This window comes from Ruegeria sp. CK1, assembly GCF_056536545.1.
This window is the reverse complement of record NZ_JBQFPX010000001.1, coordinates 1,273,976-1,294,873: the sequence shown is the minus strand read 5'-3', so window position 1 is coordinate 1,294,873 and position 20,898 is coordinate 1,273,976. Positions and strand designations below refer to the sequence as shown.

Here is a 20,898-nt window from a genome sequence, read left to right as displayed (position 1 = left end):
TTTACAGTGCCAAATCGTCTCGGTGGATCAAAACTGCCCTGCCCGGGTAACCTAGGGTCGCCTCGATTTCCGAGGATTTACGCCCCTTAATTGCGTCCGCTTCTTGCGCAGTATAACGGCTGAGACCTTGTGCAAGACGACGGGCTGTCGGGTCTAGTATGGCAACAGGGTCGCCGCGGCCGAAATCCCCGGTTACTTCAACGATGCCTGCAGGTAGCAGGCTCTTGCCTTTGCCTAGAGCCTGCGCCGCGCCAGCGTCCACCACAATTTCACCGCGAGGTTTCATTGCCGAAATCCATCGCTTCCGGGCCGCATGCGGGTCAAGTTTGGCGGTAAACCATGTGCAATTCGCGCCATTCTCAAGCGTTTTCAGGGGGTTCAGAGGTGACCCTTCTGTAATCGCCATGTCGCAGCCTGCAGCTGTTGCCATTTTCGCGGCCAACAACTTGGTTTTCATGCCACCTTTGGACAGGCCTGATCCGGCGTCCCCTGCCATCTCCTCGATCTCGGAAGTAATTTCATCGATCACGTCGTAACGCGTTGCTGAAGCGTCCTCATTCGGGTTGCCGGTGTAGAAGCCATCCACATCGGACAACAAAATCAACTGGTCAGCACCTACCGTTACAGCAATTTGTGCCGCCAATCGGTCATTGTCTCCGTAACGGATTTCATCCGTAGCAACTGTATCGTTCTCGTTTACAATCGGGACCACGCCTAAACTCAGTAGCGTCTCAAGCGTTGCACGTGAGTTTAAATAGCGGCGGCGGTCAGCACTATCTTCCAGTGTAACCAAGACCTGAGCAGTGGTGATCTTGTGCGGGGTCAAAGCTTCTTCGTAAGCGCGGGCGAGGCGAATTTGCCCCACAGCAGCCGCGGCCTGGGATTTTTCAAGAGCCAATGCTTGCATCGGCAATCCCAAAACTCCGCGACCCAAAGCGATTGACCCGGACGAGACGAGAATGACATCCGTCCCTTGGCCCTTCAGCCAAGCTACATCCTGCGCAAGTGAATGCAGCCAATCAGACCGCAACAATCCTGAATTACGGTCCACCAGCAAGGCGGAGCCGATCTTGACCACCAGTCGTTTAGCTGAGGTCAGGGTTGCCACGTCTTGACCTCCTCAGCGGGTTTTTGACGTAGGCGGTTTTCGTCTATTTGCGCCCGAAGCGCCCGCAGAACTTCTGTCACACCCAGATGGGCTACGCCAGACATTGACATGACGGGCCCGCCGACGGCCTCTTCAAGTTCTGCCTTGGCCAGATCGCGCTCCTCCTCATCAAGCGCATCGACCTTATTCAGCACCGTGATGCGAGGTTTTTTCGCCAGCTCGCCGCCATAAGCCTCGAGCTCATTTATAATGGTCCGGTAGTCTTCGGCCACGGTTTCCGACGTGCCGTCGACCAGGTGCAGCAAAACCGCGCAGCGTTCTACATGACCCAAAAACCGATCGCCGATGCCTCGGCCTTCGTGGGCGCCTTCGATCAAGCCGGGAATGTCAGCTACGACAAATTCGACATTATCAACGCCGACAACACCTAAATTGGGGTGTAGCGTCGTAAATGGATAGTCAGCGATTTTTGGGCGCGCGTTAGACGTCGCGGCTAAAAAGGTCGACTTGCCGGCGTTGGGCATGCCCAGCAAGCCGACGTCGGCGATTAGTTTCAGTCGCAACCAGATAGTGCGGTCTATTCCGGCCTGTCCAGGATTGGCGCGCCGAGGCGCTTGGTTTGTGGCCGACTTAAAATGAAGGTTTCCAAACCCACCATTGCCGCCTTTTGCCAACAAAACCCGTTGACCGACCTCAGTCAGATCGCAAATGACGGTTTCTTCGTCTTCATCAAGAATTTCGGTGCCAACAGGAACACGCAGGACGATGTCGTCGCCATCTTTGCCAGTGCGTTGCTGACCACGACCTGGCTGGCCGTTCTTGGCGAAGAAGTGTTGTTGATAGCGGAAGTCAATCAGGGTGTTTAACCCATCGACAACTTCTGCCCAAACAGAACCACCTTTTCCGCCGTCCCCACCATCTGGACCACCGTATTCGATATATTTTTCGCGTCGAAAGCTGACGCAACCACTACCTCCGGCTCCGGACCGGATGTAGACCTTTGCAAGATCGAGAAATTTCATGGTCTGTCCCCTACTGCAAAGGCCCCATCGGCCACAAGTCAGAGTTTCTTACTGTACGTCCAGGTCGGCACATTTGCATCTCGTGCCACCGAATAGCTTTCTGCATCACCGAGGTATTGGAACCCGCAATGGGTCAGCACCCGAGCAGACGCCGGATTGTCCTGAAACACACTTGCGAACATCGTTGCGTTTTCAAGCGGGTTGGCAGTGACAAGTGTCTCTACCGCCAACGAGGCAATGCCCGTGTTCCAATAGACCGGCGCAACCCAATAGCCGACTTCGGTCTGGTTGCGATCCAGACGGGTCAACGAAATCAGGCCTATCAACTCGGGACCGCCGTCCTTGGTGGCGTCCATAGCCCACACATCTTCGTCACGATCCTCGGCCATCGACCGGGTCACAAATGCCTCGATCGAGCCGGGCGGCAAAGGGTGCGGGATAGACGTGGTCATGCGTGCCACGCGCTCATCGCCTGCATAATGTTCGATGAGACCCATGTCCGACCGTCGCAATGGGCGCAGATCGAACCGCTCGGTTTCTATGACCGGCTGATTTATTATTGTCTCAAGTTTCATGAGTGCGTTCCTCCTCCGAACAACACAAAAAGTACGGACGCAACAGTGAGACTCGCTAACGTCCACATCAGATATTTTTCCGCAGGCCGTCCTTCAACCGCATGGGCAATTCTATCGCCCGCAAAAGTCCAGACCGGATGAAGAAGCACCTGGCATAACAACAAACAGAGAGCGATTGTGATCGTAGCCTCGAAAGTAGGCGTGCCTGTGGCGACAAAACCGGTGAAGCCCGCGATGATCATGGCCCACGCCTTGGGATTCAAGGGATGCACAATCAATCCAGCCCAAAAGCTGGGCGGCTTGCTCTCACCCACCTGCCGCGACAATCTGGTGTTGGCAATTTTCCAAGCCAACCACATGATGTAAGCCGCTGAGGCATATTTCATCAGCGAGAACACCATGGGCGCCTGTTCTGCCAAGTGCAGCAAGCCAAACCCAACAGGCCAAATAATCAGCTGCTTACCCAGGATCACGCCGCCAACAAACGGCAGCGCCGCCCAAAATCCATAGCGCGCGCCGGTCCCCAATAAGACCATATTGGCCGGGCCTGGCGTTCCGACCTGGCTGGCTGCGAAAATCAAAAAGCTGGTGGTGGCAACTGTCATTGCGCCGCTTCCCAGTCAGTACGATTGAGCACCATATCCTGTATGGTCACGCCCTCACCTGTCGCCCGCGAAGTTGCAGTGTGCTGTCCGCGTGGTTGGAAACCAAGTTTGTTTAAAACGGCCTTGGACCTCGTGTTCCCCAGGTGATAGCCGGACTTTAGCGCCTCTTGGCCGGTCTGAAAGTACCTTGTGATCATTGCCTGGCTTGCCTCGGTTACGTAACCGCGACCCCAAGAGCCCTTTTCGATCCAATACCCAGGCTGACTACCGGTTGATACACAACCAATAAGAGTATCATCCAGATTCACGGCAAAAGCGTCTTGGTCGTGAGCCAAAGTGTCAATGAACTCAACAGTATCTTCTTTTTTGTAAGGATACGGCACCATTGTTAACCAACGCGCCATCTCAATATCGTTCATCAGGGCGACCAAACGCACCGAATCCTCACGCCGAAACCGGCGCAGGATCAGACGTTTTGTTTTGATCACTTCGGTCATAAGACCACTCCTGAAAACGAGAAAGGGGACCGGCATTTTCCGCCGGTCCCCCATTTATTTCTAAACCTTCTGGGTTTCGGCTTACTCTGCGGCCTCCGCCACTGGCAGGACCGAAATAAAGGTGCGGTTTTTAAGTCCCTTGTGGAACTTTACGGCGCCATCAACAGTTGCAAAGATGGTGTGATCTTTGCCCATGCCTACGCCTTCGCCCGGCCAGAACTTGGTGCCGCGCTGACGTACGATGATGTTGCCTGCGATGGCTGCTTGGCCACCATACAGTTTCACGCCAAGGCGGCGACCAGCTGAGTCGCGACCGTTACGGGAGGAACCGCCAGCTTTTTTATGTGCCATTCTCTCTCTCCTTAGCCTTGAGCCAGCTCTTTGGCTTGCTCAACCCATTCGGGTTTCACTTTGATGGTGTCGATAGCAGCAATCTGCTCATCCGACAAGGCAGCCAGAGCAGCAAAGCTCTCGATACCGGCCTCAACCAGCTTTTTGGCAGCGGCAGGGCCGACACCGTTCAGCTTGGTCAGATCGTCAGCGGCAGCAGCAGCAGCAGCGGCAGGTGCCTCTGCCTTGGCTTCAGCTTTCTTGGCGGGCTTTGCAGCAGGTGCCGCTTCGCCAGCCGGTGCCGAACCGGTTGCAGCTTTGATGCCCGACTTGTCAGCGCCCGACGACAGGATGTCGGTGATTTTGACCAAAGTCAGCTTTTGACGGTGGCCAACGGTACGCTTCGAGCTGTGCTTACGACGACGCTTGACGAACTTGATGACCTTGTCACCTTTGACCTGTTCGATCACTTCGGCCTGTACGCCTGCGCCTTCAACGAAAGGTGCACCAACAACCGGAGCGTCACCGCCCAGCATCAGAACATCGTTGAATTGAACTTTTTCACCTGCGTCGGCAGCCAGTTTTTCAACACGGAGCACATCGCCCGCCTGAACCTTGTACTGCTTGCCGCCAGTCTTGAGGACCGCAAACATGCGTCTTTCCTTTTCTAACCCGCGTTCTGTGGTCCCCGTTTGGGTGTTTCGGCTTTCGCCACCTCGAACAGCGCGCCCTTTTCGGGCTGTGTGAAGACCCCAGGGCATCAGCCCATTGGGTCAATAATAACGATACCCGGCGCGGAAATTCCGGCCGGGATGCGCGCTTATCTATAGAATGCCGGGGAATGTCAATATGAAATACCGACCTAGAGGTCCGACCCATTCAAAACCTGAGCGACCGCCTGACCCAGCTGGAAATAGATTGAATCGTACATCCGGTCAAAGCTTTCAAACAGGGCGTCATTTATCGCCCTACCCGTTTCGGTTCGGGAAAATGCAATATTCTCGCGCATCTGCGCATCGCTTAGTGGCTGATAGGCGAGCAGAAAGAAGGAATACAACCATGTTGTGGTTTCTTCGGTCATGCTGTCCTTTTGTGCAAGTAGCTGGGCGAGCAAGTCAGCATCGTCGCCACCAACTTCCAGGTTCAGACCGCGGAAAAAATTGTAATCTGCACTGATGGCATTCTGAACATTTTCTTCAACCAGATTGTTCGCCTCTATGTATTCACTGACCAGTTTAAACAATCGAGAGTCGCGGTCGCCGGTTCTATAAGCCTCCTCCGCCATCTTCTCGATCGTCTCATCAGAAAGTGCGACACGTGCCGAGATCTCCAGCGATACTATGGTCTTCCCCACCTCACCTTCAAAAAACAGGATTGCGCGGTCGAGTTGGCTGTCTGAAAGGGATTCTTCGAAAACCAGTTCGATATGTTCACGCATCGTGTCTGCAGAATAAATGCGATCAACTTCAGCCAAGAACACCGGGCCGCCGCTATTGTTCAGAATGGTCTCTTGCATCTCCTGACCCATAGCGTTGCCTTCGTCCCGCAAAACACTGATGATTTCATCAACCTGCAGGGCTTGCATCAAGCTTTCGACTTTTTCCTCAGCCTGTAACGGAAGCGTCCACAAGCAACAGGCAACAGCAATGTGGGTCAGGCGCATCAGATGTCCTGAGCTGGATGAAGGTCGGCCATCCGGGAGGCAAGAACTTCGAATTTCATTGCCATGATTTCGTACTGTATGGCGTTCAACAGTTCGTATACTTCTTGCATCAGTGGCTGTTCCAGCGCTTCGGCATAAGCGATCACGTCTTCATCCGAGAAATCCTGATAAGTGTACGCAGCCCCGGCAAGCGCGGATAATTGCAGCGCCTGGCGCATGCCGGTTTCGTTTTGCTTCATCATCTCACGCAATTCATCAGCACCCAATTGCAGGTCGATCACGCCAGAAGCGCTCGCGGCCAGCAGAAACCGCAATTGAATTTCCTGCAAAGCCCGCAATGCTGTCCCACTGGAGTCAATGGCAGCATTCATGCGCTTGAGATCTTCGACGCGGTGCGAACCGTTTTTGATCAGCTCGGCCACGATCTCCTGCCCTTCAAGTTGTTTGGCATCTTCGTCTTCGATCATGTGCGAAGCGTTTTCCGCTTCGACCAGACGCTGCCCTAGGTCAGAGGCATAGAACTCAACTGCGTGGTTCAAGGCGTCATCGCTTAGGGTCTGTTCCAAAATGGATACAGCAGTCTCGTGCATGTCTTTGGTGTCAAACACCTCTTCGGTCAGGCGTGTCCAGTCTGAACCAAACCCATCGGGATCGATTCCCAGCATCTGAGGTGCCGAGGCTGAGGCCAGCGCTATACTCTCCAGCGCGACGTCAAAACCTGTCGTTGTCAAAAAAGCTTCAATCCGTTCACGCCCTGCAGCGGAAGACGGCGTGGACGTCATAACCAGCGCGATTAACAAGACAGGAAACGAAAGGGCGATGCGGCGAATGTGATTTGTCATACCTTAAAGCCTAGGCGATTTGCGTTGTCTGGCAATGGAAAATCTAGTGTTGGGAATTTTCGGGAATTTTCTGCTTGCACCCTTGCGCGTTCCTCACTAAATCCCCCCCTCACAGACCCCCGCGGAGAGGTGCCGGAGTGGTCGAACGGGGCGGTCTCGAAAACCGTTGTGGGTGCAAGCCCACCCAGGGTTCGAATCCCTGTCTCTCCGCCATTATCCGCTTTTTAAGTTTATATGGTCGTCTGGGTTTTGGGCAAAGTACGCCTTGTGTCTTTTCCGAGGTGGTAGGCAAAGCCTTCTTAGGAAACCAAGCTGCCGGTAAATGCACTACAAAACGCCAAGCACTCTATTTTGCACTGTACCAAATCGGTGATGTGTAGGCACGATCCTGAATTTCTGCAGGAACGGCGTCCGGCAGCGGAATATCATAGAAAGCTGCGTCTATCGTTGTCCAACGCGGTTTCGGAATCTCTATTACTCTAACGTAGTAAAACGCGTTGTTGCTCGGGTCAAAATCTGGATCTTGCCAAAAAGCGGCGAGTTCCACCGAGCCGATTGAGTTGCTGTACGTCGCGTTTTCAACATCAACCGTTGAGCCCACCGGTTCGCGTGCGCGGCCATCCTCTCCGATCACTCGAGCACCCGAGACTACTGCGTCAAAAACTCGTTCATGGGTCTCGCCGTTCTCGTCGATCCAACCTTTGATGATTTGGACGCGGTCGAGGTTCGCACCATCCGGATCGCGCAGAGCATGGATCAGGAAACCGGGAGAAACCCCATCAGGCGCGTTCTTCAGGTCACCGCCCATTGGAACGCCCTTCTGATATCCATTGGAAACGAAATCTGAAGCGTACAGATCATCAGCGTTGAAATCCCATCCGCCGAACACCCGAACACGCATTCTGGGTCCGGTTGTGGCGTAAGCTTCCTTGCGTTTGATCGCGCCGTGAACCTCTTCACGCGTGTTTTCGCGCGCCCAAACAGCGGTAAGGCCCGCAGCAGATTCCTGCGCAGTTATGATGCGCAATGCCGGGTCTTCGGCAGGGATCACATCGAAGTTGTGGCGGTTTGCCGAAGGCTCTGTGTGCTGGTACTTTCCGAAGTAGTTGTCCTCTCGAGTGGTGGGGAGCGCAGTGTGCGTGTCCGTCGTACCGTAAAAGCCGAACTTGAACGGGTTGACGCCTGTCTCCCGCTGAACCTCAAGCCCGACCTTCAACGCAGAGCGTCCATATTCATAGCGCAACATTTCGGGTGTCTTTGCGACGGTTCCCGAGATGTTTGCAACGTCCCAAGTCTCGAAATCCGCGAACTCATCATCAGGGGAAAGATATGGGTGCGTTTCTTCGTCCCCCTTAATCTGGGTTACCTCGTGCATGGGTTCCCAACGAATACGTTTGGCGGCGTATTCAGCATCCATGGGTGTGCCGTCAAATTTAGTGGGTGCGAACATGATCCCGTTGGATATATTTCCGTTGTGCGGTACGGAAACTGCGCTTCCACCAGTAGCCTCTTCGTAGGCTGCCAAATAATCCCATAGCGGCTCGGGGTCTTCGCTTTCAAAATAGGTGAATGGGCGTGTCCTGCTGGTCTTATCGGCGCCGTCCCCGAAGATCACCACGCGGTGAAGATTGTCGCCTCGCGGTGTCGAGGTCCATTCGTATCCCGCCAGCGATGTAAACACGCCGGGTTCATAATATTCGTCAACTGTTTCAACGATCTGCTGCCAGAGGTCGCCGTCCAAATTCAAACCAGCCGTCGGATCGCGCCCCTCGACTGACGCGATTTCGATGATGTCGGCAAACGCTTTCATCCGACCTTCCTGCCCGGAATTGAACCTTTCATAGGTCAGGCGACCCCATTCGTCGGCCAATAAACGAGGGTCTGCTGCGCGAACGGCTGTCGCAAGCCCCAACATTTCCGCGTGTTCCGTGATAGCCAGGAAATCCAGCGGTCTGATAAGCTGCACCGGCTGCCCGGTATTCGAGGTTATCCTTTCACCTCGCGCCACGCGGAAGGCGTCATGAATGTTCAATGAGGTTCCAACCAACCCTGCGTCGAACGAGATTTCAGTGTGGAAGTGAAGATCGCCGAAGAGCACCTGATCGGGATAAGATCGGTCAACAAACGGAGAGTAAGTCGGCGTGGGAACCGCGGTATCTGGAGGTACTTCGCCTTCGAAGCCTAGTGCCTGATGTCCCAGTGTAAGCGCAATGATAACCGAAGCATGAAACGACACCTTGGGCTTAAAACGAATTCTCATTACTTCCCCTCCCCCATCGCCAAATTCGATCCCCAAGCTTACGAGTGTATATGCATAAAATCAAATATTTTGGAGGTGAGGGTTTAGCGTGGGTATAGGAGTATTAAACTGGAAAGTGGTGAATGATTGGGGCTAGTCAGATAGCTTCGCGGTGCTTTCTGCACGTCATAGAGAAGCTAGATTTCCAAAGACACCCTGTGTCCACAACGATCAGAAAGAACAGCGCCGCAAAAGTGAAAGCTGCTATCTTGACGTTTTCGGAATTTAGATTTTGGAGAGAGGCTAGTCCTTACTCTCGAAATTGGGCGGAAGCTTGTCGACCTTGGTCAAGGTCGTATTAATAGACCCTGCCCGATCGTTTTCGAGATTGAAGCTCGTGAACAAAGCTGTGTCATCGGCGACAATGCGCATACTTCCATTTGCAGCTCCGCCGACTACGTTTAGCGCTCCTGCGGCCTGAAACGAATAACTGCCAATACCATCTGGTAAGAACAGTAAATACTGGGTTTCGCCCAATTTTTCATTGGGGCTAACCCATCGGGCTTGCCCCACCAGAACGCCATGGCTGATTTCTTTGAATTCTAGGTAAAAGTTTGCGCCGTCGAAGGACTCAATAGTCCCATCGGTCGCGACAGTTACATAGGAATATCCGCTTTCGGTGATCCAAATAGAATTTACCAAGTCTTCCGTCGTGGGAAGATTCTCAGCATGCAGGTTTCCAATTGAAACAACGAAAAAAACAATGGTGCATAGTGCTTTTCCAGCAGTCGAACGGATGAAGAATAAAGTCTCTGAAGCAATCCGAAAAAGTCTAAACTGAAAATTTGTCAAAGTACGAACGTTCATCTGAAAACTCCTAATGAATAATGAGTAGAATGAACCGCGTTCCCCTTCGAAAGTACTGTGCGCGCTAGTTACGCGCAACCCAGTGGGCTTTGCGAGGCGATCATTCATCAATCGCCTCGCGTGACTCTTAGCTGGAGGTTTGTTGTGTCAGCGCCTCAAGCAACGTCCCCAAATTGTGTTGGAACATGGCCAGATAGCTGGTTGCCGGGCCGCCACGTTCGGACAGAGCGTCCGAGAACAGACGACCACCGATCTCAATTCCCGTTTCCTCCGAGACTTGCTGGACCAAAGCCGGGCTCGTGATGTTCTCAACGAACAGAGCCGCCGCGCCCTGGGATTTCAGTTGATCGATAAGTACGGCAAGATCTTGAGCTGACGGTTCTGCCTCGGTGTCAATTCCGACTGGCGCCAGGAAGGTCATGCCGTATGCATCCGCCAAGTAACCGAACGCATCATGCGCGGTCACAACGGTGCGACGATCTGCGGGCAAGTCAGCAAGTTTCGCTTTGGTCTCCGCATCAAGCGCTTCCAAATCGGCGATGTAGGCGTCGGCATTGGCGGCGATCTGCTCAGCATGCTCGGGCATCGCCTCTTTCATGGTTTCCGCCACGTTGGTCACGTAGATCACGCCATTCGACAATGAGTTCCACGCGTGTGGGTCGATTTCACCGTCAACTTCAACCGGAATGATACCGTCGGTTGCAACATGCACGGCCGCTTCGGTGCCTGACTCCGATATCAGAGTGTCTGACCAAGTTTCAAAGCCAAGGCCGTTGACGAAGATAATGTCTGCTTCGGCTACAGCTTTTGCGTCAGCTACAGACGGCTGATAAACATGCGCGTCGGCGTCGGGGCCAACGATGGTTGTCACGGTGGCCAGATCGCCGACAACTTCCTCGACCATATCACCAAGGATCGAGAAGCTGGCGACGATCTTCACATCGTTTTCACCAGCCACAGCCGGGAATGCGGCCAAGGCAAGGGATGCCGATGCGATGCCGGCATAGAGGGATTTGGTAAGAGTCATTTTGCTCTCTCTTCGTGATGGATTTGCGCAACGGGGATGTCTTTTGAAACGGACGGTTTGCGCAGCCGTCCGCCAAAACCAAGCGGGCCAAAGATGGCCGAGACCAAAAAAAACACACCTGCGACCAATACGATGGCAGGGCCCGAGGGTGTGTTTGGGAAAAAGTACGAAAGTGTCAGGCCGATCCAGCAACTGGACAATGCGAAAACAAAGCCCAGCACCAGTTGTGCGGTGATCGTGCTCGCCCAATAGCGGGCTGCAGTCGCGGGTAGGATCATCAGGCCAACGGCCATCAGCGTGCCAAGTGTCTTAAACGCGGCCAACAGGTTTAGTACCAGCAGGAGCATAAAACCCTGATCAACCAGCCAGGGGCGGCGCGTTTGAGTTTCGAAAAAAACCGGGTCACAGGTGCTGACAATCAGAGGCCGCAGGAGGAATGCGAAGGCGACCAGTGTGACGGTGGCCACTCCGCCGACAAGCAGCATTGAGGCATCATCGATCCCGAGGATCGAGCCGAACAGAAAGCTTTTCAACGGTACGGCTGACCCTGCCGCAGACAGAATGAAAATCCCCACGGCCAATGCGATCAGATAAAGCGAGGCAAGGCTTGCATCGCTGCGTAGAATGGTTCGGCGAGCCAGAAACGCCGTCAAGATGGCAACGCCGACACCGGCAATCAAACCCCCGACCAGCAGCGACATGACGGAAAGGCCGGCGGTAACAAAGCCGATGACGATACCGGGCGTGATCGCGTGGGCCATGGCCTCGCCCGCCAAAGACAAGCGGCGCAGTACAAGGAACGCACCCACCGGCGCCACCGAGGCTGAAAGGACCGTGGTTACCACAAATGCTCGGCGCATGAAGGCAAAGCTCCACATTTCGGTGAGGAGATCAAACATGCCTGTTCTCCGATATAGATGGGGTGCTTCGGAACATCCAAGAAGCTTGGCTCTCTGATAGATAGCCCTGCGCGACCAGGCGGTCTGGTGTCAGTACATCATTAACTGGACCGTGCGTCGCCTCTTGCCCACCCAGCAGCAAAGCGTGGCTGCAATGGTCCAGAACCGACGACAAATCATGGACCACAAGCACTACGGCTCGGCCTTCGTCACGCCACCGACGTATGATCGACAATAAATGGGCTTCGGTGCTTTGGTCCACGGCGGCAAAGGGCTCGTCCAGCAAGATCAGCGGTGCGTCTTGCATGATTACACGCGCGAACAGAGCGCGCTGAAGTTGGCCACCTGACAGCATATGAAGAGGGCGATCGGCGATATCCAGTACGCCGGCCTCGTCCAGTGCGGCTGTCATTCGTTTGCGCGCAGAGTTGTCCAGCCCTGATCGAAACCCAAACCCCCTCCACGCGCCCATTGCCGCCAAATCGCGCACGCGGATGGGAAAGCGACGGTCAAATTCGGTCATCTGCGCCAAGTAACCGATCTCAGCCGGGCGGCCCTTGGGCCATTCCAAACTGCCCGACACTGGATCCATCAGACCCAAAAGCATTTTGACAAAAGTGCTTTTGCCCGACCCATTGGCCCCTAAAATAGCCAATGTTGTCCCAGCTTCGATGTCCATGGACAGCCGGCGGAACAGTGTTAGTTCCGGATATCCCAGGCTAAGGTCGCGGATTTGCAGAACAGCTGACATCAGATAACCGCGTAGATCATCAGCCACAGAAACACCGACAGTGCCAGTGCTAAAGTAACAAGTGCCGGTACGCTGAATTCAGTCAGGCAGCGTCCCCGCTGCGTTCCGGCGTCCAAATCGGTTGCGCGCCGGTTCATTGGTTTTTACCCGCGTCTAAGGTGAACGGGTGGTTTATTGGCTCTGATGAGGCGATGATAACCCCATGAGTTCTGTGGGGCTGGAATTCAGATTTTTGCAACGACACAAGCATCGCCTCCTCCGTTTGGACGAGGGCAAAGCGAGTGCAAAGTTTTGGACGGCGAAGGCCGTTTTAAACATCGTCATCTCCCTCTGGGACACCCCGCCCAGGTTCATTCATATTCGGATGGCAGGTCTCCTGACTTGCGGGTCAACGCTGTCCCGATCCTTCCCAGGCATTTGCCCAGTGGACGATCTCGGGTCGCTCACCGCTTACAGTTGCGGGGGCAGTCACGGAATTGGCTTTTTAAAATTGGCCGCACCGTATTCCCTTTTATTCCTTCCCGCACAAGGCGGTCGGGAACCATCGCGGTGACGAAACACAAAATGGCTTGATTCGACAAGGCCAGACATGAGTGGTGTTTTTCACTCGCTCTTTTTGTGTGGCACTGTTAAAAGAAAACGAACAGACATTCACACCACATATTGACATCCAACCCATACGACCCCCAATATAATGTTGCTTCGGTTCTTTCGATTCCTGTTGAAAGCTAAGAGGGAAACCGGTGAAAATCCGGTGCTGCCCCCGCAACTGTAAGCGGAAAGTTCGGCTGAACACGCCACTGAAAGTACGCTTTTGGGAAGGCCAGCCAGTGCGATGATCCGCTAGCCAGGAGACCTGCCGCAAGCAAGAGTGATAACCACGAACGGAGGGTTCGAGGGCGCGTTAAGGGTTCATTTTGCCCGTGGCGTCCTCGGCTTTGACCAAAAGGACTGAGGACAAATGAGCATTACCGTCTATTCCAAACCCGCTTGCGTACAATGCACCGCCACCACCCGCGCGCTTGACGCGAAAGGTATCTCATATGACGTGGTTGATCTGACGCAGGATGACAATGCTATGACCCATGTGACGGAGCTGGGCTATCGGCAGGCTCCGGTTGTAGTTGCGGGCAGCGATCATTGGTCCGGGTTTCGGCCTGATATGATCGCCCAACTGGCTTAAACCGTGCCAGCGCCGACCCCGGCGCTGGTCTATTTCTCATCGAAGTCCGGAAACACCCACCGCTTTATTACGCGGCTGGCCCTACCCTCATTCCGCATTCCGATCGAGAACGGCCAGTTGCCAAACCCTGGACACCCATTCGTTCTGATCTGCCCTACCTACGCTGATGGCGAAGGGCGCGGGGCGGTTCCGAAGCAGGTTATCCGATTTTTGAACGATCCCGAAAAACGCGAAGGGATCGTAGGGGTGATCGGTGCAGGCAATCGCAATTTCGGTGCGACCTACGCTTTAGCAGGACGCATCATCGCCAAGAAATGCAACGTGCCGCTGCTTTATTCCTTTGAGCTGGCTGGCACAGACACCGACATTGCCCGCATCCGTATCGGGCTCGAGAAACTAGGGAGACACCTATGCTCGACAGCAGCATAAACGAGCAGGACTATCATGCGCTGAACGCGATGCTGAACCTCTATGATAGCGAGGGCAAAATCCGGTTTGACGCCGACCGGATGGCCGCGCGGCAGTATTTCCTGCAACATGTGAACCAAAACACGGTGTTCTTTCACTCGCTGGACGAAAAGCTCGGCTATCTGGTCTCTGAAGGCTATTATGAAGAAGCCGTTCTGGATCAGTATTCCAAGAACTTTATGCGCAAAATCTGGGATGGGGCTTATGCTAAAAAGTTCCGGTTCCCAACTTTTTTGGGCGCGTTTAAGTACTACACTTCTTACACGTTAAAAACCCGTGACGGTCAGCGCTATTTGGAGCGTTACGAAGACCGTGTCGTAATGACAGCGCTGGCCCTTGCCCGAGGGGATGAGGCGCTGGCGATGTCTTTCATGGAAGAAATCCTGGATGGTCGATTCCAGCCTGCCACACCAACCTTCCTAAATGCGGGTAAGGCCTCGCGCGGTGAGTTGATCTCGTGCTTTTTGCTGCGCCTTGAGGACAATATGGAGAGCATCGGGCGCGGTATCAATTCGGCCCTGCAATTGTCCAAACGTGGCGGCGGCGTGGCGCTTCTGTTGACCAACATCCGCGAACATGGCGCGCCTATTAAAGGGATTGAGAACCAATCTTCGGGCGTGATCCCGGTGATGAAACTGCTCGAAGATAGCTTTTCTTATGCCAACCAGCTTGGTGCGCGGCAGGGTGCCGGGGCGGTTTACCTGAACGCGCACCATCCAGATATTATGCGGTTTTTGGACACGAAACGCGAAAACGCGGACGAGAAGATCCGTATCAAGACATTGTCGCTTGGCGTGGTTATTCCAGATATTACTTTTGAATTGGCGAAGAAAAACGCCGATATGTATCTTTTCTCGCCACATGACGTGCAAAAGATTTATGGAGTACCACTCTCGGAAATCTCGGTTACCGAGAAGTATCACGAGATGGTGGATGATAAGCGCATTCGCAAAACCAAGATCAATGCGCGCGAATTCTTTCAGACCATCGCCGAGATTCAGTTCGAGTCCGGCTATCCTTATGTGATGTTCGAGGACACGGTGAACCGGATGAACCCCATCGCGGGCCGGATCAACATGTCAAACCTTTGTTCCGAGATCCTGCAGGTGAACGAAGCGTCTGAATTTGACGATGACCTCAGCTATTCCCATTTAGGATCTGACATCTCGTGCAACCTCGGGTCATTGAACATTGCCAAAACGATGGATGGCGGCGATTTGGGCCGAACTGTCGGTGCGGCTATCCGGGCTCTGACGGCTGTGTCTGAAATGTCGGCCATAGACTCGGTGCCTTCTGTCCGCCGGGGCAACGACGAAAGCCACGCAATTGGTCTGGGGCAAATGAACCTGCATGGCTTTTTGGCCCGCGAGCATATTCACTATGGCTCGTCAGAGGGCGTTGAATTTACGTCCGCTTACTTCGCGGCCGTCGCGTACCACGCTATCCGCACTTCATGCGATCTGGCGAAAGAACGTAAGGTGGCATTCAAGGGTTTTGAAAACTCGGACTATGCATCCGGTACTTTCTTCGACAAGTACACGTCGCGTGATTGGCTGCCCGAAAGCGACAAGGTTAAGGCTCTGTTCAAAGGAATGACCTTGCCTACACGTGACGATTGGCAAAGGCTTAAGGCAGACGTGATGAAACACGGTCTTTACAACCGTAACCTACAAGCGGTGCCACCGACGGGGTCGATCTCTTACATCAACAACTCGACGTCTTCGATCCACCCGATCGTGTCCAAGATCGAAATCCGTAAAGAGGGCAAGATCGGCCGAGTCTACTATCCGGCAGCCTTTATGGATAACGAAAACCTCGAATATTACCGCGATGCCTATGAGATTGGGCCAGAGGCATTGATCGACACTTATGCCGCGGCCACGGAACATGTGGATCAGGGTCTGTCACTGACTCTGTTCTTCCCGGCTGAGGCCACCACCCGCGATATCAACCGGGCTCAGATCTATGCCTGGAAGAAAGGCATCAAAACCATCTATTACGTGCGTTTGCGCCAAGAGGCCCTTGAAGGGACCGAGGTGCAGGGCTGCGTATCCTGTACTTTGTGATCGGAGCCAGACCATGAAAGACATGATCCAAACCAAGATTCCTCGGGCGATCAACTGGAATCGGCTCGATGATGAAAAAGACCTTGAGGTCTGGAACCGGCTAACGGTGAATTTTTGGTTGCCGGAAAAGGTACCGCTGTCCAACGATATCCAAAGCTGGGCAACGCTGACCGATCACGAAAAACAGCTGACCATACGCGTCTTCACCGGCCTGACCTTGCTGGACACGATCCAAAACACAGTCGGTGCCCCTGCCCTTATGCCGGACGCCGTGACGCAGCACGAAGAGGCTGTTTTGACCAATATCGCCTTCATGGAGGCGGTTCATGCACGCAGCTACTCCTCGATCTTTTCTACGCTCTGCTCGACCAAAGAGATCGACGAAGCCTTCCGTTGGTCCGATGAAAACCCGCATTTGCAAGCCAAAGCAAAAGCGATCCTTGATACCTATGCGCCCGGCAACGATCCGCTAAAGCGCAAGATAGCATCGGTGTTTCTGGAAAGCTTTCTGTTCTATTCCGGCTTCTACTTGCCAATGTACTGGTCAAGCCGTGCTAAACTGACCAACACCGCTGACCTGATCCGCCTGATCATCCGTGACGAGGCTGTCCACGGCTATTACATCGGGTATAAGTTCCAACGCGGTTACGAGAAACTGCCTGAAGCGGAACAACAAGAGCTGAAGGATTATGCCTTTGGTTTAATGTTCGAGCTTTACGGCATCGAAAACCAATATACCGAAGAGCTTTACGACGAGATTGGTCTGACCGAAGACGTGAAAGTGTTCCTGCACTACAACGCCAACAAAGCGCTGCAGAACCTTGGATTTGAGGCGCTATTCCCCCCAGAGGTCTCTGAGGTGAACCCCGCCATTCTGGCCGCTCTTAGCCCAGACAGTGAAAACCACGACTTCTTCTCGGGATCTGGTTCGTCCTATGTCATAGGCAAAGCTGTCGCGACTGAAGACGAAGATTGGGATTTCTGATGCCGAACGACACGCTCGCATTGGTAAAGGAATGGCATGAGGCCTTTGATGTTCCTGTCATAGAGACCCCATCCATTCCTGAGACACGCGCGCAGATGCGGTTGGCTATCCTTGAAGAGGAAGTGGCTGAACTGCGCGCGGCAGTCGAAGACGGTGATTTGGTCGAGGTTCTGGATGCGCTATGTGATATCCAATATGTTCTGGACGGAACCTTTCTTGAGTTTGGCCTTCACGCGTTGAAGCAAAAGGCGATGCAGGAAGTGCATTCCTCAAACCTGTCCAAACTTGGTGCTGATGGCCGTCCGGTACTGCGCGAGGACGGGAAGGTAATGAAGGGGCCGGCGTTTCGTCAACCTGATCTAAAGCGTTTACTGCAACAACGATAGCCCAAACGATATTTGGACCGAAGCCCGTTTCGCCGAACCGTGAAACGGGCACGGTGTCGTTAACTTGGAACTTCCATTTTTGATCAGAAACCTGCGATTTAGGCCTTCGCAGCCAAGGTTAACATTCGCGATTGTTTCGATCCACCACGTGACTGCGTAACAATTCTGAGTTCGGCAAAATTGCTCAGATTAGAACGCGCGTCGCCGGGCGCACCAATTGCATTGTCATTGAAAAATACTCACAGCAACGAAAAACTCGTCGACGATGTTGTCGATAAACTGTTGCGCTCAGGATGGTCATCTCCGAAATCACGACAGGAATTCAACCGCTAGGAAGCGAAAAAACGTAATCCGCATTAGTGGGCGTGATATTGCCATGCAACATAGAATTTTGGGCGTAGCATGGCTCAATCTACCGATTTGAAAAGAATTTCTGGGAATTCCCCTTTGATCTTCGCTAAGCTGACCACATCTCGGCGGCACAATTTCCAAAGGAGAGAGACATGACGCGCACTATCCTATTAGCTGTAGTCATCGCCGCTGCTGGCGCTGGAATCTATTTTTACACAACACAACCGGATCCTACTCCGGCTGAACAATTGCAGTCGGCCGCACAGGATGCGGGTGACGCGGTTAGCGAAGCGGCAAGCTCGGTGACAGAGCAGGTAAATGACGCGGCCTCGTCCGTTGCCGATCAAGCATCTGATGCCGCCTCGTCCGTCGCCGACCAAGCATCTGAAGCCGCAGACCAAGCTGGCGAAACTGCGACGGATTTGGCCAATCAGGCCGGTGAAGAAGTTGCCGCTTTGGCAAACCAGGGACAAGACCTGCTGAATTCATGGATCGAAGATGGCGCGCTAAGCGTTGAGAACTTTGACTATGACACAATGGTTTCATCCATTAAGGAAAGCGAATTGGCGCAAGATCTGCAAACCCAAGCCATTCAAATTCTGGATGATATCAAAGCATCGCCTGAGACGATTGCAGCAAAGTTTCAAGAGCTTCGCGATCTGTTATCGGGACAGTGAGCTTTCTGGGCCGCCCTGTTAGGGTGGCCCTTCTTTCAGGTTCCAGCGACGTCATTGCCAAGCTGAATTGACCTTGAACCTCATATTTGTTTGGCTGCGATGTAATTCGACGCGAAGCTCAATCCATCACCAAGTGACTGGGTTCTACCGACAATATTAGTTTGTTCACGCAGAAGGGAACCCTATGACCACCCTGCCCTCGTCCATGTTTGCAATTGTCCTTACGCAAGGCGGTTATTCCGGTACAGCCACTGGACCTCATATTGTAAATGCTGCGGACTGGTTAGCGGAAACTGAGATACCTGTTCCCGACCCAGGCCCCGGGCAAGTGTTGATCAAATTGCGCGCAGCGTCAGTCAATCCGTCAGATATTCACTTTATTAAAGGTGAGTACGGACAACCCCGCATAAAGGGTGCTGCAGCCGGTTTTGAAGGCTGTGGCGATGTCGTGGCGACCGGGAAAGGTGCCGAAGGGCTGCATGGGATGCGAGTGGCCTTCATTACGTCAGGTTCCGGTGCTTGGGCTGAATATGTTCTAGCCCCCGCCGTGATGTGCATTCCATTGCGCCCCGAGATTTCGGACGAGGATGGCGCGGCCCAGATCGTGAACCCTCTGACTGCTATGGCCATGGTTGATATCGCTCGCAAAGACGGGGATTCATTCGTTGCATCCGCCGCGACCAGTCAACTTGGCAAATTGATGTGCGGTCTTGGTCGTGATCTTGATTTAAAACCGATTGCTCTTGTTCGGCGTTCCGAAACTGCAGACACGCTTAAGACACTTGGGGCGTATGAGGTTTTGGTGACGACCGAACCTGACGTCGTTGAGAACTTCGCTGCAATCAGTGCTGAATTGAAACCGCGTGTCTTTCTGGATGCGGTGGTTGATCAACTGTCCGAGCAGATCTTCTGCGCCATGCCAAACCGAGCACGTTGGGTATGTTATGGAAAGCTTAGTGCTGAATTGCCGACCCTGACGCAAGCTGGTCAACTTATCTTTATGGGCAAGCAGATCGAAGGGTTCTGGCTGACAAACTGGGTTACGACTACACCACCGGAAGATCAGGCACGTGTTGTGGCCGAGGTTCAGGCTCGTTTCGCGGATGGTCGTTGGAAGACTGACATTTCAGAACGCCTCGCGCTGCGGGATGTTTTGTCAAATCTGGCCGATGCGTTGAAGAAGAGCGATGGTAAGGTGATCATTACACCTTAGAATGCCTGATAGACATTCATGAACACACAAAAAAAGGGCTCGCAGTTGCGAGCCCTTTCCAATTCGTAGTTCGTAGCGATTAACGCTTCGAGAACTGGAACGAACGACGTGCTTTGCGCTTACCGTATTTCTTACGTTCCACAACGCGGCTGTCGCGGGTCAGGAAGCCAGCGGCTTTCAGAGCGCCACGCAGGTTGGGATCGTAAAGCTGCAGCGCTTTCGAGATGCCGTGCTTGACCGCACCGGCTTGACCGGTCAGGCCACCGCCTTTGACGGTTGCGACAACGTCGAACTCACCTTCAACACCAGCAACCTGGAACGGCTGGCGCAGGATCAGCTGCAGAACGGGACGAGCGAAGTACTTGTCCTGATCTTTGCCGTTTACGGTGACCTTGCCGGAACCTGGCTTGATCCAAACGCGGGCAACGGCGTCTTTACGCTTGCCGGTGGCGTAGGAACGGCCCAGCTCGTCACGTACGGGTTCACGCACGATGACTTCTTCGGCCACGGTTTCAACGCCTGCGACGGCGCTCAGCTCTTCGAGAGTATTGATCTGATCAGCCATCGGTCATTAGCTCCGGGTGTTTTTCTTGTTCATGGACTTAACGTCCAGAACTTCGGGGGCCTGGGCTTCGTGCGGGTGCTCGGCACCGGCATAAACACGCAGGTTGGTCATTTGCTGACGCGCCAGACGGTTGCCCGGCAGCATGCGCTTGACCGCTTGGGTCACAACGCGCTCGGGGTGTGCACCCTCGAGGATCTGCTGCTTGGTGCGCGACTTGATGCCGCCAGGGTGGCCAGTGTGCCAGTAGAAGTTTTCTTCGCGCTTCTTGCCGGTCATCTGGATTTTGTCAGCGTTGATCACGATGACGTTGTCGCCCATGTCCATGTTTGGGGTGAACGACGCTTTGTGCTTACCACGCAGGCGCATGGCGACGATCGAAGCAAGACGGCCCAGAACAACGCCCTCGGCGTCGATCAGGATCCATTTCTTGTCGATGTCTGCAGGTGTTGCAGAAAAGGTTTTCATGGCAGGATAGTCCTGTTTGATGTGAAAGACCGCCCCAAGACAGAGCGGCCCGAATTCGATGGAGCGTATTTAGAGGGGAGTGCTGTGCAGGTCAACAACACTAAACGCTTTTAA

At 53.8% G+C, this 20,898-nt stretch carries 24 protein-coding genes, 1 tRNA gene and 2 riboswitches; of the genes, 8 read left to right on the top strand and 17 right to left on the bottom strand.

Annotation, left to right across the window (positions count from 1 at the left end; genetic code table 11):
• Position 1: 1 nt before the first annotated feature.
• From proB to ACR0L3_RS06230, 9 genes are all read right to left on the bottom strand, one after another.
• The gene (gene proB, locus ACR0L3_RS06270) at positions 2-1,108 is read right to left on the bottom strand and encodes a glutamate 5-kinase (protein ID WP_480744515.1); all 1,107 of its coding nucleotides are present in this window, start codon (positions 1,106-1,108) and stop codon (positions 2-4) included.
• Positions 1,096-2,130: a GTPase ObgE gene (obgE, locus tag ACR0L3_RS06265; RefSeq protein WP_480744513.1), complete on the bottom strand. Its 1,035-nt coding sequence runs from the start codon at positions 2,128-2,130 to the stop codon at positions 1,096-1,098. Before obgE ends, proB begins: the two co-directional genes overlap by 13 nt.
• Before the next feature lie 38 nt (positions 2,131-2,168).
• A complete protein-coding gene (locus tag ACR0L3_RS06260; RefSeq protein ID WP_480744511.1) occupies positions 2,169-2,705 on the bottom strand; it encodes a GNAT family N-acetyltransferase in 537 nt (178 codons plus the stop codon).
• Positions 2,702-3,310 (bottom strand): LysE family translocator, encoded by a 609-nt coding sequence (locus tag ACR0L3_RS06255; RefSeq protein WP_480744509.1) that lies wholly within the window; start codon positions 3,308-3,310, stop codon positions 2,702-2,704. Before ACR0L3_RS06255 ends, ACR0L3_RS06260 begins: the two co-directional genes overlap by 4 nt.
• Positions 3,307-3,807, bottom strand: a complete 501-nt coding sequence (locus ACR0L3_RS06250; protein WP_480744507.1) for a GNAT family N-acetyltransferase — start codon at positions 3,805-3,807, stop codon at positions 3,307-3,309. The genes ACR0L3_RS06255 and ACR0L3_RS06250 overlap by 4 nt, the downstream gene beginning before the upstream one ends.
• Positions 3,808-3,888: 81 nt before the next feature.
• Positions 3,889-4,158: a 50S ribosomal protein L27 gene (rpmA, locus tag ACR0L3_RS06245; protein WP_010440093.1), complete on the bottom strand. Its 270-nt coding sequence runs from the start codon at positions 4,156-4,158 to the stop codon at positions 3,889-3,891.
• Positions 4,159-4,169: 11 nt separating this feature from the next.
• On the bottom strand, positions 4,170-4,790 hold the full coding sequence (locus tag ACR0L3_RS06240) for a 50S ribosomal protein L21 (protein ID WP_480744505.1): 621 nt from the start codon (positions 4,788-4,790) through the stop codon (positions 4,170-4,172).
• A gap of 209 nt (positions 4,791-4,999) precedes the next feature.
• Entirely contained in the window at positions 5,000-5,800 is an 801-nt protein-coding gene (locus ACR0L3_RS06235; RefSeq protein WP_480744504.1) for a DUF2059 domain-containing protein, read from the bottom strand.
• A complete protein-coding gene (locus ACR0L3_RS06230; protein ID WP_480744503.1) occupies positions 5,800-6,642 on the bottom strand; it encodes a DUF2059 domain-containing protein in 843 nt (280 codons plus the stop codon). Before ACR0L3_RS06230 ends, ACR0L3_RS06235 begins: the two co-directional genes overlap by 1 nt.
• Before the next feature lie 123 nt (positions 6,643-6,765).
• On the opposite strand from ACR0L3_RS06230, the gene ACR0L3_RS06225 reads away from it, so the two are divergent.
• Positions 6,766-6,855 (top strand) — tRNA-Ser (locus ACR0L3_RS06225).
• A 133-nt stretch (positions 6,856-6,988) separates the two neighbouring features.
• Here ACR0L3_RS06225 and ACR0L3_RS06220 read toward each other — a convergent pair.
• The 6 genes from ACR0L3_RS06220 to ACR0L3_RS06195 form a co-directional block, all read right to left on the bottom strand.
• Positions 6,989-8,902, bottom strand: a complete 1,914-nt coding sequence (locus tag ACR0L3_RS06220) for a DUF3604 domain-containing protein (RefSeq protein WP_480744501.1) — start codon at positions 8,900-8,902, stop codon at positions 6,989-6,991.
• Between the two features lie 282 nt (positions 8,903-9,184).
• Positions 9,185-9,748 carry a hypothetical protein gene (locus tag ACR0L3_RS06215; protein WP_480744499.1) on the bottom strand — a complete coding sequence of 188 codons (564 nt, stop codon included), beginning with the start codon at positions 9,746-9,748 and terminating at the stop codon, positions 9,185-9,187.
• Positions 9,749-9,875: 127 nt separating this feature from the next.
• Complete coding sequence (locus ACR0L3_RS06210; protein ID WP_480744498.1) at positions 9,876-10,775, bottom strand: metal ABC transporter solute-binding protein, Zn/Mn family; 900 nt, start codon at positions 10,773-10,775, stop codon at positions 9,876-9,878.
• Positions 10,772-11,674, bottom strand: a complete 903-nt coding sequence (locus tag ACR0L3_RS06205; protein ID WP_480744496.1) for a metal ABC transporter permease — start codon at positions 11,672-11,674, stop codon at positions 10,772-10,774. The genes ACR0L3_RS06210 and ACR0L3_RS06205 overlap by 4 nt, the downstream gene beginning before the upstream one ends.
• The gene (locus ACR0L3_RS06200) at positions 11,667-12,452 is read right to left on the bottom strand and encodes a metal ABC transporter ATP-binding protein (RefSeq protein ID WP_480744495.1); all 786 of its coding nucleotides are present in this window, start codon (positions 12,450-12,452) and stop codon (positions 11,667-11,669) included. Before ACR0L3_RS06200 ends, ACR0L3_RS06205 begins: the two co-directional genes overlap by 8 nt.
• Positions 12,425-12,562 (bottom strand): hypothetical protein, encoded by a 138-nt coding sequence (locus tag ACR0L3_RS06195; RefSeq protein ID WP_480744493.1) that lies wholly within the window; start codon positions 12,560-12,562, stop codon positions 12,425-12,427. Before ACR0L3_RS06195 ends, ACR0L3_RS06200 begins: the two co-directional genes overlap by 28 nt.
• A 212-nt stretch (positions 12,563-12,774) precedes the next feature.
• A riboswitch (cobalamin riboswitch) is annotated at positions 12,775-12,986 on the bottom strand.
• A gap of 125 nt (positions 12,987-13,111) precedes the next feature.
• A riboswitch (cobalamin riboswitch) is annotated at positions 13,112-13,304 on the top strand.
• A gap of 82 nt (positions 13,305-13,386) precedes the next feature.
• Between ACR0L3_RS06195 and nrdH the strand changes: the two genes are divergently transcribed.
• The 7 genes from nrdH to ACR0L3_RS06160 all read left to right on the top strand — a co-directional run bounded on the left by nrdH (position 13,387) and on the right by ACR0L3_RS06160 (position 19,754).
• Positions 13,387-13,608, top strand: a complete 222-nt coding sequence (nrdH, locus tag ACR0L3_RS06190) for a glutaredoxin-like protein NrdH (RefSeq protein ID WP_480744491.1) — start codon at positions 13,387-13,389, stop codon at positions 13,606-13,608.
• A gap of 3 nt (positions 13,609-13,611) precedes the next feature.
• Entirely contained in the window at positions 13,612-14,037 is a 426-nt protein-coding gene (gene nrdI / locus ACR0L3_RS06185) for a class Ib ribonucleoside-diphosphate reductase assembly flavoprotein NrdI (protein WP_480744490.1), read from the top strand.
• Positions 14,019-16,142, top strand: coding sequence for a class 1b ribonucleoside-diphosphate reductase subunit alpha (gene nrdE / locus ACR0L3_RS06180; protein WP_480744489.1), 2,124 nt, complete (start codon positions 14,019-14,021; stop codon positions 16,140-16,142). Before nrdI ends, nrdE begins: the two co-directional genes overlap by 19 nt.
• Positions 16,099-17,127, top strand: coding sequence for a class 1b ribonucleoside-diphosphate reductase subunit beta (gene nrdF / locus ACR0L3_RS06175; protein ID WP_480744487.1), 1,029 nt, complete (start codon positions 16,099-16,101; stop codon positions 17,125-17,127). Before nrdE ends, nrdF begins: the two co-directional genes overlap by 44 nt.
• Positions 17,127-17,513 carry a pyrophosphohydrolase domain-containing protein gene (locus ACR0L3_RS06170; protein ID WP_480744485.1) on the top strand — a complete coding sequence of 129 codons (387 nt, stop codon included), beginning with the start codon at positions 17,127-17,129 and terminating at the stop codon, positions 17,511-17,513. Before nrdF ends, ACR0L3_RS06170 begins: the two co-directional genes overlap by 1 nt.
• Before the next feature lie 503 nt (positions 17,514-18,016).
• Positions 18,017-18,541 (top strand): hypothetical protein, encoded by a 525-nt coding sequence (locus ACR0L3_RS06165; protein ID WP_480744483.1) that lies wholly within the window; start codon positions 18,017-18,019, stop codon positions 18,539-18,541.
• Positions 18,542-18,725: 184 nt separating this feature from the next.
• The gene (locus ACR0L3_RS06160; protein WP_480744481.1) at positions 18,726-19,754 is read left to right on the top strand and encodes an alcohol dehydrogenase catalytic domain-containing protein; all 1,029 of its coding nucleotides are present in this window, start codon (positions 18,726-18,728) and stop codon (positions 19,752-19,754) included.
• A 79-nt stretch (positions 19,755-19,833) separates the two neighbouring features.
• Here ACR0L3_RS06160 and rpsI read toward each other — a convergent pair whose 3' ends face one another.
• The gene (rpsI, locus tag ACR0L3_RS06155; protein WP_010440030.1) at positions 19,834-20,319 is read right to left on the bottom strand and encodes a 30S ribosomal protein S9; all 486 of its coding nucleotides are present in this window, start codon (positions 20,317-20,319) and stop codon (positions 19,834-19,836) included.
• Between the two features lie 6 nt (positions 20,320-20,325).
• A complete protein-coding gene (rplM, locus tag ACR0L3_RS06150) occupies positions 20,326-20,784 on the bottom strand; it encodes a 50S ribosomal protein L13 (RefSeq protein ID WP_039536983.1) in 459 nt (152 codons plus the stop codon).
• Between the last annotated feature and the right edge of the window lie 114 nt (positions 20,785-20,898).

Coding starts and splice junctions, on each gene's coding strand:
- obgE (WP_480744513.1), bottom strand. CDS start 2,130: ATGAAATTTCTCGATCTTGCAAAGGTCTACATCCGGTCCGGAGCCGGA.
- ACR0L3_RS06260 (WP_480744511.1), bottom strand. CDS start 2,705: ATGAAACTTGAGACAATAATAAATCAGCCGGTCATAGAAACCGAGCGG.
- ACR0L3_RS06255 (WP_480744509.1), bottom strand. CDS start 3,310: ATGACAGTTGCCACCACCAGCTTTTTGATTTTCGCAGCCAGCCAGGTC.
- ACR0L3_RS06250 (WP_480744507.1), bottom strand. CDS start 3,807: ATGACCGAAGTGATCAAAACAAAACGTCTGATCCTGCGCCGGTTTCGG.
- rpmA (WP_010440093.1), bottom strand. CDS start 4,158: ATGGCACATAAAAAAGCTGGCGGTTCCTCCCGTAACGGTCGCGACTCA.
- ACR0L3_RS06240 (WP_480744505.1), bottom strand. CDS start 4,790: ATGTTTGCGGTCCTCAAGACTGGCGGCAAGCAGTACAAGGTTCAGGCG.
- ACR0L3_RS06235 (WP_480744504.1), bottom strand. CDS start 5,800: ATGCGCCTGACCCACATTGCTGTTGCCTGTTGCTTGTGGACGCTTCCG.
- ACR0L3_RS06230 (WP_480744503.1), bottom strand. CDS start 6,642: ATGACAAATCACATTCGCCGCATCGCCCTTTCGTTTCCTGTCTTGTTA.
- ACR0L3_RS06220 (WP_480744501.1), bottom strand. CDS start 8,902: ATGAGAATTCGTTTTAAGCCCAAGGTGTCGTTTCATGCTTCGGTTATC.
- ACR0L3_RS06215 (WP_480744499.1), bottom strand. CDS start 9,748: ATGAACGTTCGTACTTTGACAAATTTTCAGTTTAGACTTTTTCGGATT.
- ACR0L3_RS06210 (WP_480744498.1), bottom strand. CDS start 10,775: ATGACTCTTACCAAATCCCTCTATGCCGGCATCGCATCGGCATCCCTT.
- ACR0L3_RS06205 (WP_480744496.1), bottom strand. CDS start 11,674: ATGTTTGATCTCCTCACCGAAATGTGGAGCTTTGCCTTCATGCGCCGA.
- ACR0L3_RS06195 (WP_480744493.1), bottom strand. CDS start 12,562: ATGAACCGGCGCGCAACCGATTTGGACGCCGGAACGCAGCGGGGACGC.
- nrdH (WP_480744491.1), top strand. CDS start 13,387: ATGAGCATTACCGTCTATTCCAAACCCGCTTGCGTACAATGCACCGCC.
- nrdE (WP_480744489.1), top strand. CDS start 14,019: ATGCTCGACAGCAGCATAAACGAGCAGGACTATCATGCGCTGAACGCG.
- ACR0L3_RS06170 (WP_480744485.1), top strand. CDS start 17,127: ATGCCGAACGACACGCTCGCATTGGTAAAGGAATGGCATGAGGCCTTT.
- ACR0L3_RS06165 (WP_480744483.1), top strand. CDS start 18,017: ATGACGCGCACTATCCTATTAGCTGTAGTCATCGCCGCTGCTGGCGCT.
- ACR0L3_RS06160 (WP_480744481.1), top strand. CDS start 18,726: ATGACCACCCTGCCCTCGTCCATGTTTGCAATTGTCCTTACGCAAGGC.
- rpsI (WP_010440030.1), bottom strand. CDS start 20,319: ATGGCTGATCAGATCAATACTCTCGAAGAGCTGAGCGCCGTCGCAGGC.
- rplM (WP_039536983.1), bottom strand. CDS start 20,784: ATGAAAACCTTTTCTGCAACACCTGCAGACATCGACAAGAAATGGATC.